Origin of the sequence: Nocardia transvalensis NBRC 15921 (assembly GCF_000308875.1) — a bacterium.
GTDB classification, from domain to species: domain Bacteria; phylum Actinomycetota; class Actinomycetes; order Mycobacteriales; family Mycobacteriaceae; genus Nocardia; species Nocardia transvalensis.
In genome coordinates this window covers 17479-31398 of the sequence record NZ_BAGL01000030.1, presented here as the reverse complement: position 1 = coordinate 31398, position 13920 = coordinate 17479, and the positions used below count along the sequence as shown (strand labels likewise).

Annotated in this window: 16 protein-coding genes; 7 read left to right on the top strand and 9 right to left on the bottom strand. The window is 68.8% G+C overall.

Annotated features, from left to right (window positions below; translation table 11 throughout):
* Both ON41_RS09775 and ON41_RS09770 read right to left on the bottom strand, forming a co-directional pair.
* Positions 1-1151: metallophosphoesterase (locus ON41_RS09775; RefSeq protein ID WP_218003407.1), on the bottom strand; the 1151-nt coding region annotated here is incomplete at its 3' end.
* 111 nt (positions 1152-1262) lie between these two features.
* Positions 1263-2099 carry a phosphoribosylaminoimidazolesuccinocarboxamide synthase gene (locus tag ON41_RS09770; RefSeq protein ID WP_040747033.1) on the bottom strand — a complete coding sequence of 279 codons (837 nt, stop codon included), beginning with the start codon at positions 2097-2099 and terminating at the stop codon, positions 1263-1265.
* A 208-nt stretch (positions 2100-2307) separates the two neighbouring features.
* On the opposite strand from ON41_RS09770, the gene pepN reads away from it, so the two are divergent.
* The 4 genes from pepN to ON41_RS09750 all read left to right on the top strand — a co-directional run bounded on the left by pepN (position 2308) and on the right by ON41_RS09750 (position 6952).
* Complete coding sequence (pepN, locus tag ON41_RS09765) at positions 2308-4899, top strand: aminopeptidase N (protein WP_040747032.1); 2592 nt, start codon at positions 2308-2310, stop codon at positions 4897-4899.
* Between the two features lie 263 nt (positions 4900-5162).
* Positions 5163-5771, top strand: a complete 609-nt coding sequence (locus ON41_RS09760) for a ClpP family protease (RefSeq protein WP_040747031.1) — start codon at positions 5163-5165, stop codon at positions 5769-5771.
* On the top strand, positions 5768-6358 hold the full coding sequence (locus ON41_RS09755) for a ClpP family protease (protein ID WP_040747030.1): 591 nt from the start codon (positions 5768-5770) through the stop codon (positions 6356-6358). Before ON41_RS09760 ends, ON41_RS09755 begins: the two co-directional genes overlap by 4 nt.
* Positions 6359-6382: 24 nt before the next feature.
* Positions 6383-6952, top strand: a complete 570-nt coding sequence (locus ON41_RS09750; protein WP_040747029.1) for a YdeI/OmpD-associated family protein — start codon at positions 6383-6385, stop codon at positions 6950-6952.
* 3 nt (positions 6953-6955) lie between these two features.
* On the opposite strand, the gene ON41_RS09745 is transcribed toward ON41_RS09750, so the two are convergent.
* The 5 genes from ON41_RS09745 to ON41_RS09725 form a co-directional block, all read right to left on the bottom strand.
* Positions 6956-7324, bottom strand: coding sequence for a helix-turn-helix domain-containing protein (locus tag ON41_RS09745; protein WP_051161171.1), 369 nt, complete (start codon positions 7322-7324; stop codon positions 6956-6958).
* A gap of 191 nt (positions 7325-7515) precedes the next feature.
* Entirely contained in the window at positions 7516-7986 is a 471-nt protein-coding gene (locus tag ON41_RS09740; RefSeq protein ID WP_040747028.1) for a DUF5130 domain-containing protein, read from the bottom strand.
* The gene (gene ctaJ / locus ON41_RS09735; RefSeq protein WP_040747027.1) at positions 7973-8251 is read right to left on the bottom strand and encodes an aa3-type cytochrome oxidase subunit CtaJ; all 279 of its coding nucleotides are present in this window, start codon (positions 8249-8251) and stop codon (positions 7973-7975) included. The genes ON41_RS09740 and ctaJ overlap by 14 nt, the downstream gene beginning before the upstream one ends.
* A gap of 83 nt (positions 8252-8334) precedes the next feature.
* Positions 8335-9927, bottom strand: a complete 1593-nt coding sequence (locus ON41_RS09730; protein ID WP_051161175.1) for a glycoside hydrolase family 13 protein — start codon at positions 9925-9927, stop codon at positions 8335-8337.
* Between the two features lie 154 nt (positions 9928-10081).
* A complete protein-coding gene (locus tag ON41_RS09725) occupies positions 10082-10486 on the bottom strand; it encodes a globin (RefSeq protein WP_169336476.1) in 405 nt (134 codons plus the stop codon).
* 304 nt (positions 10487-10790) lie between these two features.
* On the opposite strand from ON41_RS09725, the gene ON41_RS09720 reads away from it, so the two are divergent.
* Positions 10791-11483, top strand: coding sequence for an HNH endonuclease (locus ON41_RS09720; RefSeq protein ID WP_174411314.1), 693 nt, complete (start codon positions 10791-10793; stop codon positions 11481-11483).
* Positions 11484-11643: 160 nt separating this feature from the next.
* Here the strand turns inward: ON41_RS09720 and ON41_RS42625 are convergent, their stop codons facing one another.
* The gene (locus ON41_RS42625; protein ID WP_040747023.1) at positions 11644-11841 is read right to left on the bottom strand and encodes a hypothetical protein; all 198 of its coding nucleotides are present in this window, start codon (positions 11839-11841) and stop codon (positions 11644-11646) included.
* A gap of 136 nt (positions 11842-11977) precedes the next feature.
* On the opposite strand from ON41_RS42625, the gene ON41_RS09710 reads away from it, so the two are divergent.
* Positions 11978-12268 (top strand): hypothetical protein, encoded by a 291-nt coding sequence (locus ON41_RS09710; protein WP_040747022.1) that lies wholly within the window; start codon positions 11978-11980, stop codon positions 12266-12268.
* Between the two features lie 106 nt (positions 12269-12374).
* Entirely contained in the window at positions 12375-13328 is a 954-nt protein-coding gene (locus ON41_RS09705) for an NAD-dependent epimerase/dehydratase family protein (RefSeq protein ID WP_040747021.1), read from the top strand.
* A 9-nt stretch (positions 13329-13337) separates the two neighbouring features.
* On the opposite strand, the gene ON41_RS09700 is transcribed toward ON41_RS09705, so the two are convergent.
* Positions 13338-13910, bottom strand: a complete 573-nt coding sequence (locus ON41_RS09700; RefSeq protein WP_040747040.1) for a helix-turn-helix domain-containing protein — start codon at positions 13908-13910, stop codon at positions 13338-13340.
* Positions 13911-13920 lie beyond the last annotated feature (10 nt).

Genomic DNA, 13920 nt, shown 5'->3' with positions numbered 1-13920 from the left:
TGACCGCCGTGGGTATGCCCGGACAACTGTAGGTCGACGCCGTACTTGACGGCATAGTCGATCTGAACGGGCTGGTGCGCCAGGAGGACGGCCGTGCGCAGCGGGTCCCGGTCGCCGAGTGCCTTGGCGAAGTCGGGCCCCTGTCCGGTGCGCTGCCCTTGCACGTCGTTGACGCCCGCGAGATCGAATCCGGGCAGTTCCGTGCGGCCGTTGGCCAGCAGGTGCATCCCCAATTCCTGCACGTGTTCGACCCACTGCTCCGCACCGGAGAAGTACTCGTGATTACCGGTCACGAAGTACGCGCCGTGCCGCGCCCGCAATCCGGCGAGCGGTTCGACGGACCTGCGCAGATCCTCCACGCTCCCGTCCACGAGATCCCCGACGACCGCGATCAGATCGGGCTGGGTGTCGTTGATCGTGCGAACCACCCGCTCGGCGAACCCGCGACCGAGGATCGGACCGAGGTGAATATCGCTCACCACCGCGATCCGAAATCCATCCGCCCCACGAGGCAACTTGGCCAACGGCACCGCGAGATTCTTGACCAGCGGCCCCCGCAGCACCCCGTACGCGCCGTAGCCGACGGTACCCACCGCCGCGGCCGCAGCCATCCCGCTCACCGCGCGGGATACGAAGAGGCGGCGCGTAACCGGGCCGGAGGTCGGGACCGCCTGTTCGATCACGGCATCGTCCCCGGGCGCAGACGCCGCACCACCGACATCATCCGAGTCCCGCGCTCGCTCGAGTCCCGCCGCACTCCCGCTTCGCTCGTTCTCCGGGGGCGCGGCGGGGGCCGCATCCGTCACCGGCGTGCGACGAAAGGGCGAGCGCAGCAACACCATCCGGACCAGCTCACCCACGAGCAGGGCCAGCAGCAGATAGATGAGCAGGGCGGCCCACAGATACCCCGGCCAGGCGATAATCCGGACCAGCCCGAACGGCGCCCGCGCCCGCTCGGCCGCCACCGTCCCCACCAGCAGTACCGGCCCCGCCCACAGGACGGCGGTCCCGGCACGGCGCGCCACCGTCCCCGGAATCGTCGTATCCCGCACCAGACGTCGCCACAGATACCAGTGCAGCGCACCGAACAACAACACGACGACGATCAGCGCCACCAAGACCCCAGCACCGACCAGAACCGCAGCGACCACGCCCGCACTCTCCATTACATTCGGGACCTGCGGTCAACCTACGTCAGTGCCACGGTTTCCCACCGCCGGAGCAGTTGACCCACGCTACGTGGCGGGCGTGCGTTCGACGGCTCAGCCGCGCACACCCGACCAGGTCTCGCCGGTGACGAGTTCGTAGGCCTCCCGGTACTTCTGCCGCGTGCCCTCGACGACCTCGGCGGGGATCTCGGGGCCCGGGGGCTCCTTGTCCCAGCCGGTCGAGGTGGCCCAGTCGCGCACGAACTGCTTGTCGAAGGAGCGCTGCGGGCGGCCGGGCTCCCAGTCGGCGGCGGGCCAGTAGCGCGAGGAGTCGGAGGTCAGTACCTCGTCGCCGAGGGTGAGAACGTCACCGTCCCAGCCGAATTCGAATTTGGTGTCGGCGATGATCACGCCGCGCTCGGCGGCGTAGGCCGCGCCGCGCGTGTAGACGTCCAGCGTGAGGTCGCGCAGGCGTTCGGCGACCTCGCGGCCCTCCTGCCGCACGACGTCGGCGAAGGTGATCGGCTCGTCGTGCCCCACCGACGCCTTCGTGGTGGGGGTGAAGACGGGTTCCGGCAGCTTGTCGCCCTCGCGCAGTCCGGACGGCAGCTCGATCCCCGAGACCGAGCCGGTGCGCTGGTACTCCTTCAGCCCCGAACCGGACAGATATCCGCGGGCGATGCATTCGACCTGCACCATCTTCAGCGGCTTCACCCGCACCGCGCGCCCCGCGAATTCGGCGGGGACGTCGGTGGCCGACAGCACGTGATTCGGCACGTCGGCGAAGAACTCGAACCACCAGTTCGACAGCTGGGTCAGCAGCGCGCCCTTGTCCGGGATCGGAGTCGGAAGCACCACGTCGTACACCGATACTCGATCGGAGGCGACCAGGAGCAGCGAGTCCCCGTCCTCGTAGAGATCGCGCACCTTGCCGGCGTGGATGTGCTTCACCTGTCCTCCTTGTGGGCGCTGGAACACGCTCAGCCTACCGACGCGGGCCGCCGCAGCTCAGCCCAGGTCGACGCCCCCCGACGCGTACCCGCGTGGCATTCTGGGCATCGTTGTCCAGTACGACGCACGACCCGACGGCGCCGCCCGCCCATCACCGTCGATGGGCGACTCCGCCCGGCACAGCTCTCCGACCACCGAAGGAGTCTCCTTGTCCGCACCGAATCTCACCCGCGAGCAGGCAATCGCACGGGCCGCGACGATCAGCGTGGAGAACTATCGCGTCGAGCTGGACCTCACCGGGCAGCCCACCGACGCGGGCGCGGCGACCTCCGAGCGGTTCTTCTCGCGCTCCACCGCGACGTTCACGGCGACTCCGGGTGCGGAGACCTTCGTCGACATCGTGGGGGCCGGGGTGCGGTCCGCGACCCTCAACGGCGTACCGCTCGAGGTCGGCGACTACGACGAGTCCCGGGGCCTGGTCCTCACGGGCCTGGCCGAGCGCAACGAACTGGTGGTCGAGGCCGACTGCGAGTACTCGCACACCGGCGAGGGCCTGCACCGCTTCGTCGACCCGACCGACGACAAGGTCTACCTGTACTCGCAGTTCGAAACCGCCGACGCCAAGCGGATGTTCGCCTGCTTCGACCAGCCGGACCTCAAGGCGACCTACGACATCACCGTCACCGCTCCCGAGGACTGGGAAGTGATCTCCAACGGCGCCGCGATCGAGACGCACAAGACCGGCACTGTCGTGCGCCACACCTTCGCGACGACACCCCGCATGAGCACCTATCTGGTCGCGCTCATCGCGGGCCCCTATGCGAAGTGGACCGACACCTACACCGACGACCACGGCAGTATCCCGCTGGGCATCTACTGCCGCGCGTCGCTGGCCGAATTCATGGACGCCGAACGGCTTTTCACCGAGACCAAGCAGGGCTTCGGCTTCTACCACGCCAATTTCGGCGTGCCGTACGCGTTCGGCAAGTACGACCAGCTGTTCGTCCCCGAATTCAACGCCGGGGCAATGGAGAACGCGGGCGCGGTCACCTTCCTCGAGGATTACGTGTTCCGCTCCAAGGTGACTCGCGCCTCCTACGAGCGGCGCTGCGAGACGGTGCTGCACGAGATGGCGCACATGTGGTTCGGTGACCTGGTCACCATGAAGTGGTGGGACGACCTGTGGCTGAACGAGTCGTTCGCCACCTTCGCGTCGGTGCTGTGCCAGACCTCGGCCACCGAATACACCAGTTCCTGGACCACTTTCGCGAATGTGGAGAAGTCCTGGGCGTACCGGCAGGACCAGCTGCCCTCCACCCACCCGATCGCCGCCGACATCCCGGATCTGGCCGCGGTCGAGGTCAACTTCGACGGAATCACCTACGCCAAGGGCGCTTCCGTGCTCAAGCAGCTGGTCGCCTATGTGGGCCTGGAGCCGTTCCTGGCGGGCCTGCGCGACTACTTCGCCGAACACGCCTACGGCAACGCCACTTTCGACGATCTGGTGGGCGCGCTCGAAAAGTCTTCCGGCCGTGACCTTTCCGACTGGGGCGCGCAGTGGTTGAAGACGACCGGCCTGAACATCCTGCGGCCCGACTTCGAGGTGGACGGCGAGGGCAAGTTCACCCGGTTCGCCGTCGTGCAGGAGGGCGCGCAACCCGGCGCGGGTGAGCGCCGCGTGCACCGCCTGGCCGTCGGCATCTACGACGAGCAGGACGGGAAGCTGGTGCGCACCGAGCGCGTCGAGCTGGACCTCGAGGCCGCCGAGCGGACCGATGTCCCGCAGTTGGTCGGCGTTCCGCGCGGCAAGCTGGTGCTGATCAACGACGACGATCTGACCTACTGCTCGCTGCGACTGGATCCGCAGTCGCTGGACACGGTCGTGACCCGCATCGCCGATATCGCCGAATCGCTGCCGCGCACCCTGGCCTGGTCGGCGGCGTGGGAGATGACCCGCCAGGCCGAGATGCGCGCCCGGGACTTCGTTGCGCTGGTCCAGCGCGGGGTGGGCGCGGAGACCGAAATCGGTGTGGTGCAACGGGTTCTGATGCAGGCGCAGACCGCGCTGGGCAGCTACGCCGAGCCGGAGTGGGCCGCGCGGGAGGGCTGGCCGGCCTTCGCCGACCGCCTGCTGGAGCTGGCGCGGGCCGCCGAGCCGGGCTCGGATCATCAGCTGGCCTTCGTCAACGCGCTCAGCGCCGCGCGGCTGTCGCCGCAGCACATCGAGATCATCCGTGGTCTGTACGAGGGCGATCCCGCGGAGGTGGGCCTGCCCGGACTGCTGGTCGACACCGACCTGCGCTGGCGGCTGGTGCAGGCGCTCGCCAAGGAGGGCGCGATCGACGCCGAGGACGGCGCGACCCCGGTCATCGACGCCGAACTCGACCGCGACCCGACCGCCGCGGGCCGCCGCCAGGCCGCCGCGGCCGCCACCGCCCGCCCCCAGGCCCCGGTCAAGCAGGCCGCCTGGAACACGGTCATGACCGACGACTCGGTACCCAACGTCACGGCCCGAGCCATCGTCAGCGGCTTCGCCCCCGCCGGCCAGGCCGACCTCCTGACCCCCTTCGTGGAACGCTATTTCGCCGAAATCCCCGAAGTCTGGCAACGCCGCTCCAGCGAGGTAGCCCAAACCGTAGTCATCGGCCTCTACCCCCACTGGGCCATCACCGACCACGCAGTATCCGAAGCCGACAAATTCCTGGCCGCCGACCACCCCCCAGCCCTCCGCCGCCTCGTCCTCGAGGGCAAAGCAGGCATCGAACGCTCCTTGCGCGCAAGGGCTTTCGACGCCGAGTAGCCCGCGCCAGGCCACGCCGCCGAACAAGTACGGCAAAGCCACGACGCCGAACAGGCACACCAAGGCTGCAATCCACACAGGTACACCGAGACTGCGACGCAAGGCAGGTGCACCAAGTCGCCTCACCAAGGCACAGCGAGTACCGCTTTCCCGCCTTCTTCCGCCCCCAGGGCGGGAAGAAGGCGGGATCTCGCTGCTCTCAGCAGATCTGCTCACAGCAGCGTGGGGCGGTAATCGGGCCGGCTCTCGGGCACCGTGAGGGCATGGCTCACGACGACAACAAGGCGCCGCTGTTCGGGTGGCGTATGCGCGAACAATTGCTTGCCCGGCGGGTGCTGGTTCTCGACGGGCCGCTCGACGACGACAACGGGACGCTGCTGATGACGCAGCTGCTCACGCTGGCCGCAGAGGACGGCGAGTCGGGGATCTCGCTGTGGATCCATTCGCCGGGCGGTTCGGTGCCCTCGATGCTGGCGATCCGGGACATCATGCGCACGATTCCGTGTGACGTCTCCACGCTGGTGCTGGGGATGGCGTACAGCGCCGGCCAGTTCCTGCTGTCGGCGGGCACCCACGGCAAGCGATTCGCCATGCCGCACGCCCGGGTCCTCATGCACCAGGGTTCGGCCGGGATCGCGGGCAGCGCGGGCGAGGTCGAGGTGCAGGCGGACGATCTGCGGCACACCGTCCAGACCGTCCTCGGCCTGATCTCCGAGGACACCGGCCAGCCCTTCGACCGGGTCTACGAGGATTCGCTGCACGACCGCTTCTACACCGCGGAACAGGCCCGCGAATACGGCTTCATCGACGGCATCGTCGATTCCTTCAACCAGGTGATTCCGCAGCGGCAGAAAGTGGGTATCTCGGCATGACCAGTTACACGATTCCTAACGTCATCGCCCGGGATCCGCGAGGCGAGCGGATCATGGACGTCTACTCGCATCTGCTCACCGAGCGGATCGTCTATCTCGGCACCCCGATCGACGCGGGCGTCGCCAATGCCCTCATCGCCCAGCTCCTGCACCTGGATGCCGAGAGCACGGGTCAGGAGATCAACCTGTACGTCAACAGCGAGGGCGGCGACCTGCCGGCCATGCTGGCCGTCTACGACACCATGCAGCACATCTCCTCACCGGTCGTGACGACCTGCGTCGGCCAGGCGATCGGGGTGAGCGCGGTCCTGCTCGCGGGTGGTGCGAAGGGCCGCCGCAACGTCCTCGGCCACGCTCGAATCGTGTTGCACCAGCCCGCGGCTCGCGGCCAGGGCGCCATCCCGGACCTGATCATCCAGGCCGACGAACTGGTCCGCATGCGTGCCGAGATCGAGACGATCCTGTCCCACCACACCGGCCAGGACATCGAAACCCTCCGCCACGACACCGACCGGGACCGCGTCTTCACCGCCCAGACGGCCATCGACTACGGCCTCGTCGACCAGATCCTCGGCCCCCGCACCTGATATCGCGGCGCTACCCTGAGCCACGTGGACGCGCTCGACGGTGTGGAGATCATCGCCTTCCCGGACGCCGAGGCGTTCACGACTTGGCTCGCCGGCCATCACACCCGCCGGGAAGGCGTGTGGATCAAGGTGGCCAAGAAGAATTCCGGCATCGCATCGATCACCTCCGACGAGATGGTCGACGTCGGATTGTGCTTCGGCTGGATCTCCGGGCAGCGTCGTTCCCTCGACGACCGGCACTATTTGCAGCGCTACCTCCCGCGTCGCCCGCGCAGCCTGTGGTCACAGGTGAACGTGGACAAGGTGGCGATGCTGACCGCGGCCGGCCGGATGCGGGAACCGGGCCTGGCCGAGGTACGCAGGGCTCAGGAGGACGGGCGCTGGGCAGCGGCCTACGAATCGCAGCAGACGGCCACCCCACCGCCCGACCTCGCCCGAGCCCTGCGGTCGGACCCCCAGGCCGAGGCCGCCTTCGCATCCCTGGGCAGAACCGAGCGCTACCGGCTGATCCTCCCCCTGCTCCAAGCCCTCACGCCGGAAACCCGTAAAGCCCGCCTGGACAAGGCCATACGGGCATTGCGGGACGCGAACTGAGCCTCAGGCCGCCAAGGCCATGAGCGTGGGGCCCGTCCGGAGACCGCGCCCGACGGGCGTCAGGACAGCGAGACGACGACGCCGGAGGTCGTCGGCGACCTGTTCGGTGAGACCGCCGAGCGAGGTGCCGAGGGCCCCGGCCAGCGCGGCGATCATCTCGCTGGACGGTTCCTTGCGCCCGCGCTCCACCTCGGACAGATACTGCGGCGAGACTCCCGCCCGGCCCGCGGTTTCCGCCAGCGTCTCGCGCTGATCCTGCCGCAGGGCCCGCAGCCGCTCCCCGAGCACCTCCCGCCACAGCGGCTCACGTACCTCCGCCGGGCGCTCGTCACGCCCACCGGGAATCGAATGCAGTCGCGGATGCTCGCCCATCCCCCGAGCCTAAGGTCGACGCGGGTCCCCCCACCCCTTCTTTCCGCTCAGGGCGTAATCGAGACACCGCGCCCCTCCCGTCACTCCGCGCTCGCAGTGGTCGGCGATCGGCCGGTGCAGGCGGCGGGCCTGCGCCCGGTGCAGCGGCGACGGTCAGCGAGGACGTGGAAACGGGAGGGGCGCGGTGTATCTCAGTTGGGGCGGCCGATGGCGGCGGCCATGACCCGGACCGCCGAGACGAGGCCGTCGATCAGCTCGCCCTGACGGAAGGAGCTGAGCGCGGCGGTCGCGCCGAGCTGGCAGATGCGATCGTTGACGCGGTCGGCGACGTCGCGGCCCGAGCGCACCTCGACGGCACGATCGTTCGGCGAGACGGCGATGAGCACCGAACGCTCTGCCTCGGGCGTACCCGGGAAGATCGCGTCCGCACCGGCCGACGGCTCCGGCTTCAGGTCACCGATGAAGATGTTGAACCGCACCTTGGTCGCGCGAGTCGCCTCGGTGAGGGTGTTGTCCAGCAACAGCCGCTCGTGGTCGCTGAACGGCGCCTCCCTGAAGACGTCACCGGACTCGTGCACACCGGAGACGCGTCCGCTGGTGGTGACCGCGTATCCGCGCGGCAGATCGGCCTCGACCACCGCGGGCCACTTAGAACTTGCCACTTGCCCGGCCTCCGATCAGATCCGCGCCGGCGGATTCCAGTTCCGCATGACCACCATGCGAGTTGTCGGAAATGTGGTGCCCGAACACGGTCACCTCGTCGGTAGCGCTCCACAGCACCGGTTCCGCGGTCCACTTGTCACCGAGGTTGTAGTGGACCGGCTTCTCTCCGGGCAGTGGCTTGCCGAGGTACGACAATCCGGCGATGACCCCGTAGATCACCAGCGGGATGCCGACAAAGATCAGCACTGTCTCGAGAATGCTCACAGCCCAACGGTAGACGATGCGCCGGACCCGAGCACCGACCGGTGAGGCGCGGCGGCCCGTGTCGCCCGGACCGCCACCGCCACTCAGACCAGCCAGGCCGCCGCGTTCACCGGCAGCCGCCCGCCCTCCAGGGGCGCGCTCGACAGCAGCACCTCGCCTGGCGGCAGCGGAATCGACGCGTCCGAGGCATTGAGCGCGCAGACCAGCCCGCCCGGCCGCCGGAACGCGAGACAACCCTCCGGGCTGCCGTACCAGTCCAGCTCGTCGCCGCCGAATTCCGTTCGCCCGGCACGCAATTCGATGGCCGCCCGGTACAGCGAGAGCGTCGAGTCGAGACGTTCCAGCTGCGCCTCGACGGTCAGGTCGGACCACTCCGGAGGCAACGGCAACCACGGCTGCCCCGCGGTGAACCCGAACGGCGGCCGGTCGCCCTCCCACGGGATCGGCACCCGGCAGCCGTCGCGACCGCGCTCGGTATGCCCGGACCGCTCCCATGTCGGATCCTGCAACACCTCCGCCGGCAGATCGTCGACATTCGGCAGGCCCAGCTCGGACCCGTTGTAGACGAATACCGCACCCGGCAGCGCCAGCTCGAGCAGCATCATGGCGCGGGCCCGGTCCACGCCCACGCTCCCGCCGCCGTAGCGGGTGACCTCGCGCTCGACGTCGTGGTTGGACAGCGTCCAGGTCGCGCTGGCACCGACCGCCGACACCGCGCCGAGCGAATTGTCCACGGCCGCTTGGATTCGCGCGGCGTCGAACGGTGTCTCCGCGAGCCGGAAGTTGAAGGCCAGCTGGAGTTCGTCCGGGCGCAGGTACTCGCCGAATCGGACGTTGTCCTCGACCCACACCTCGCCGATCGACACCGCGCCCGGATACTCGTCGATCACCTTGCGCAGCCGGCGGTGGATGTCGTGCACACCCGGATTGTTGAACCGCGGATCGTCGTCGTCGTGCTTGAGCATGCGGGTCTCGACCCGCTCCATGTCCGGCAGGCCCGGCGGCTTGGCCATGCCGTGCGCCACATCGATGCGGAAACCGTCCACGCCCCGATCGAGCCAGAACCGCATGGTCTGCTCGAAATCGGCGACGACCTCCGGGTTGTCCCAGTTCAGATCCGGTTGTTCGGCGGCGAAGATGTGCAGGTACCACTGGCCCGGCGTGCCGTCGGATTCGGTGATTCGCGTCCAGGCCGGGCCGCCGAAGATGCTCGGCCAGTTGTTGGGCGGCTGCGAGCCGTCGGGGCCGCGGCCGTCGCGGAAGATGTAGCGCGCGCGTTCCGCGCTGTCCGGCCCAGCCGCCAATGCCGCGGTGAACCAGGGGTGCCGATCGCTGGTGTGATTGGGCACCAGGTCCATGGTGACCCGGATCTCCCGGTCGTGCGCCTCCTCGATCAGCTCGTCCAGCACGGCCAGGTCGCCGAACAGCGGATCGATATCGCGCGGATCGCTCACGTCGTAGCCGCCGTCGGCCATCGGCGAGCGCATCACCGGGCAGATCCACAGCGCGTCGACGCCGAGCAGTTCCAGATACCCTAGCCGGTCGCGCAGGCCGCCGAGATCACCGACGCCGTCGCCGGTCGAGTCGGCGAACGAGCGCGGGTAGACCTGATAGAAGACCGCCGACCGCCACCACGGCGCGGCCTCCGCGGGCCCCGCGGCGGACTCGGCCGGCAGGGCCTGCTCCCCCGGAGATGAAGATGTCACAACGGCCAATAGTGCCAAAGATTTCCGGTTAAAGCCGCCGCGGATGCGCGTGTTGGCGAGATCTGGCTAACGTCCAGCAGGAATCGGACATCCTCCGGTCCGTGCGTGATTCCGCACCGAGTCTTCAGAACGGTGCATTGATCAGCGAATTCGCCGCCATCTCCAGGTAGTCGAGCAGCGCGCGGCGGTGTTCGTCGTCGAGAACCTCCGGTTCGATCTCGGCGACCGCGATTCGCATGCAGCGCAGCCACGCGTCCCGCTCGATCGGGCCGATCCGGAACGGCATGTGCCGCATCCGCAGCCGCGGATGCCCGCGCTCGTCCGAATAGGTCCGCGGGCCGCCCCAGTACTGCTCCAGGAACATCCGCAACCGGCGCTCGGCCGGGCCCAGATCCTCCTCGGGGTACAGCGGGCGCAGCACCTCGTCGTCGGCGACCTCACGGTAGAACGTCGCCACGAGGCGGCGGAACGTTTCGGCCCCGCCGACCGCTTCATAGAAAGACGCTGCTTGATCTGTGCCTGTGCCCATCGACGCCAGCATATAGGCGCGGCCGGGCTCGGCATCGTCCGGCGACCGCGCAACGGGTCGGCACGCAATCGGAACCGTGGCGTGCTGGGCGTGTCGGCCGGTACGGCGGCATCCTGGGATGACCGGCTGTTCGACACGATCCGCTCCTGTGACGCATACCACCCCAGGGTGTAACCGCACGTTCACGAACACCACAGACGGAATGTGTCAAATCTGCTGGCAACTGTGGCGATTCCATGGTCAACTGATTGGCAGTGTCTGCCCAGATACCACACGATCCGGACAACTCGAATTCGGGGTTCCCATGAAGCAGCGGCACAGCGCCCGGTCACACGAGGCCAGAGCGCACCGACAACTCCAGCCCGCCGACGTCCACAATCGTGGGTCGGGGGCTACTCCGCTGCATGTACTGTCCGATAAACGCTCGCATCCGGGTGCGAATCCGCACCGCACTCTCGAACCGTCTCCCCTCGCCGCCGCATGGGTGAAGCGCCGGGTGTTGCTTCTGAACGCCACCTACGAGCCGCTGACCGCCCTGTCCGCGCGCCGCGCCATCGTGCTGCTGATCTGCGACAAGGCCGATACCGTCCACCACAATCCCGACGGCCCCGTCGTCCACTCCGCGGGCGCCTCGGTCGCCCTGCCCTCGGTGATCCGCCTGCGCAACTACGTCCGCGTGCCCTATCGCGCCCGGGTCCCGATGACCCGCGCGGCGCTGATGCACCGCGACCGCTACCGCTGCGCCTACTGCGGCGGCAAGGCCGAAACCATCGACCACGTCATCCCCCGCAGCCGAGGCGGCGCCCACTCCTGGGAGAACTGCGTAGCCTCCTGCGCCCCCTGCAACCACCGCAAAGCCGACAAGCTCCTCAGCGAACTGGGCTGGAGCCTCCACTACCCCTTGGTCTCACCCAAGGGCCCCCACTGGCGCCTCCTGTCCACCACCGCCGACCTCGACCCGGTGTGGTTGCAGTACCTCGGCGAGGGCGCGGCGTAGGGAGCCCGAAGCCGTCCCGCCCTCACTTTCCCGTCCCGCCCTCACTTTCCCGTCCCGCCCTCACATTTCCCGACCCGCCCTCACACTTCCCGACCCGCCCTCACACTTCCCGACCCGCCCTCACACTTCCCGACCCGCCCTCACACTTCCCGACCCGCCCTCACATTTTCCCGGCATGCTTTTGGCCGGGAACACCCGCGATCGGCAGGCCCGCGTCGGTCGCGAGCACACCCAGCGTGCGCAGCAGCGTCGCCCGATCGTGCGCGGCTAGTTCGGCGGCCAGCTCCTCGTCCATGAGGCGGGCGAGGCGGGCGCAGTCGGCCAGCAGTTCCCGGCCCCGGCCGGTGAGGGTGAGCACCTGCCGCCGCCGGTCGCCAATTCCTGTTGTGACGCACCGATTTCCGCGCTCAGGACCACCAGCATCCCGACATGTTTGAGATTCAGGCCGCGTTCGGCGACCTTCGTCCCGAGATAACCGAGCCGGAACGTGAGAGTTGCGGGCGCGCCCGGCACTGATCACCCGGAGCCGCGAGCCGGAAACGCCGGACGTCACCTTCTTCACCCGCGCGTACGCCACCCGAGCTCTCCCCCTGAGCGCGGTCACGCTCGCGATGCTGGCGAGCGGAACCGACGACGGACTGGTGCCACTACTGACCGTCGCGGGGGCGGCACAAATCGGCGACGGCCTCATCGGCATCGCTCGCCGCAACTGGCCGATGACGGCCGGCTGCGCCGTCGCCACGGCCGTTCACCTGGGTTCGGCCTGGTGGATCGGGGCACGATGAGGTCACCAGACACAAAAGAGAGCATTGCTCTTGACAGGAGCGGGCAGGCTGGGGCATGCTCGTTCACATCAGAGAGCAACGCTCTCTAAAGTGATTGGAGCGCACAATGCCCGAACTGCATGTCGTCACCGGAGCGGGGCCCGTCGGCACCACCGTCGCCGAGCAACTGGCCGCCGCCGGGAAGAACGTCCGCATCCTGACCCGCTCCGGGAGCGGCCCCGACCACCCGTTGATCGAGCGCCGCCGGGTGGATGTCACTCGCCGCGAACAGCTTTCGGCGGCCGTCGAGGGCGCCGTCGCGGTCTACCACTGCACCCACGGTTCGAAGTACGCGGCGAAGACCTGGTGGGCCGAACTGCCCGCCACCGAGCAGATCGTGCTGGAGACGGCCGGACAGGCCGGCGCGGTGGTCGTCTTCCCCGAGAGCCTGTACTCCTACGGCCCGGTCGACCGGCCGATGACCGAGGACATGCCCCGCGCGGCCGATTTCGGCAAGCCCGCCGTGCGGGTGGCGCTGCTGCGGGCCCGCGACGCGTCACCGACCCCGACGGTCAGCGTCGCGGCCTCGGACTTCATCGGCCCGCACGTGCGGATGTCGCACGCCGGCGAGCGCATGGTCCCGAATATCCTGGCGGGCAAGACCGTTCAGATCTTCGGCAAGCCGGATATGCCGCACTCCTTCACCTATATGCCCGATCTCGCGGCGGCGATGATCATTGCCGCGGCCGACCGCGACCTGTGGAATTCCTTCCTGCACGCCCCGACCGCGCCCGCGGTGTCGATGCGCGAACTGGTCGCCACCCTGTCCGCCGCGGCGGGAGTACCGGCCCCGAAGATCATGGCCATGCCGGGCTGGGCGCTGCGCACGGCGGGCGTGATGAACGGCATGATGCGGGAGCTGTCCGAGATGAACTACCAGTTCGAGCGCCCGTTCCAGCTGGACTCCTCCGCCAGCGAGCGCCGTCTCGGCCTCGCCCCGACACCTCTGACGAAGGTCGCCGAGGGCACCGTGGCCTGGTGGAAAACCGTTGTCGCCCAGGACGGTTCGCTCGCCGCGTAGTAACGCCGGTCAGCCGTACTCGCTGGCCTGGATACCCCAGGTCCCCGGCTCCAGCGCCTGGAAGATATGCGGCTGATCGCCCGGATACTTGATGTAGTCGCCCGCACCCAGTTCGACCGGGTCGTCGGCCGGGCCCACGAGCGCCCGGCCGGCCGCGAGGATCAGATGCTCGACCTCGCCGCGGGTATGCGGTTCGGATTGCCGGGGCTGGCCGGGTTCCGCGGAGATCCGGTAGATATCGCGGCGCGCGTTCGGCGGACTCGCCGCCAGCAGCGCCACCTGGTAGTCGGCCTGCGAGGACGCCAGCACCCGCCCCTCCCCCGCGCGAATCACCTGCACCTGCGGACGCGGCGGATCGAGCAGGCGCGAGAACGGGATGCCCAGCGCGACGCACAGCGCCCACAGCGTCTCGATACTCGGATTGCCGACACCCGATTCCAGTTGGGACAGCGTCGATTTGGCCACCCCGGCCCGTCGCGCCACCTCGGTCAGCGACAGGCCGACACGCGACCGCTCCCGCCGCAGGGCGAGGGCGATGGCCTCCTGCGGAGGCGCGGACTGGGCGGCGTCGTGCTCGGTCATGATGGATTCC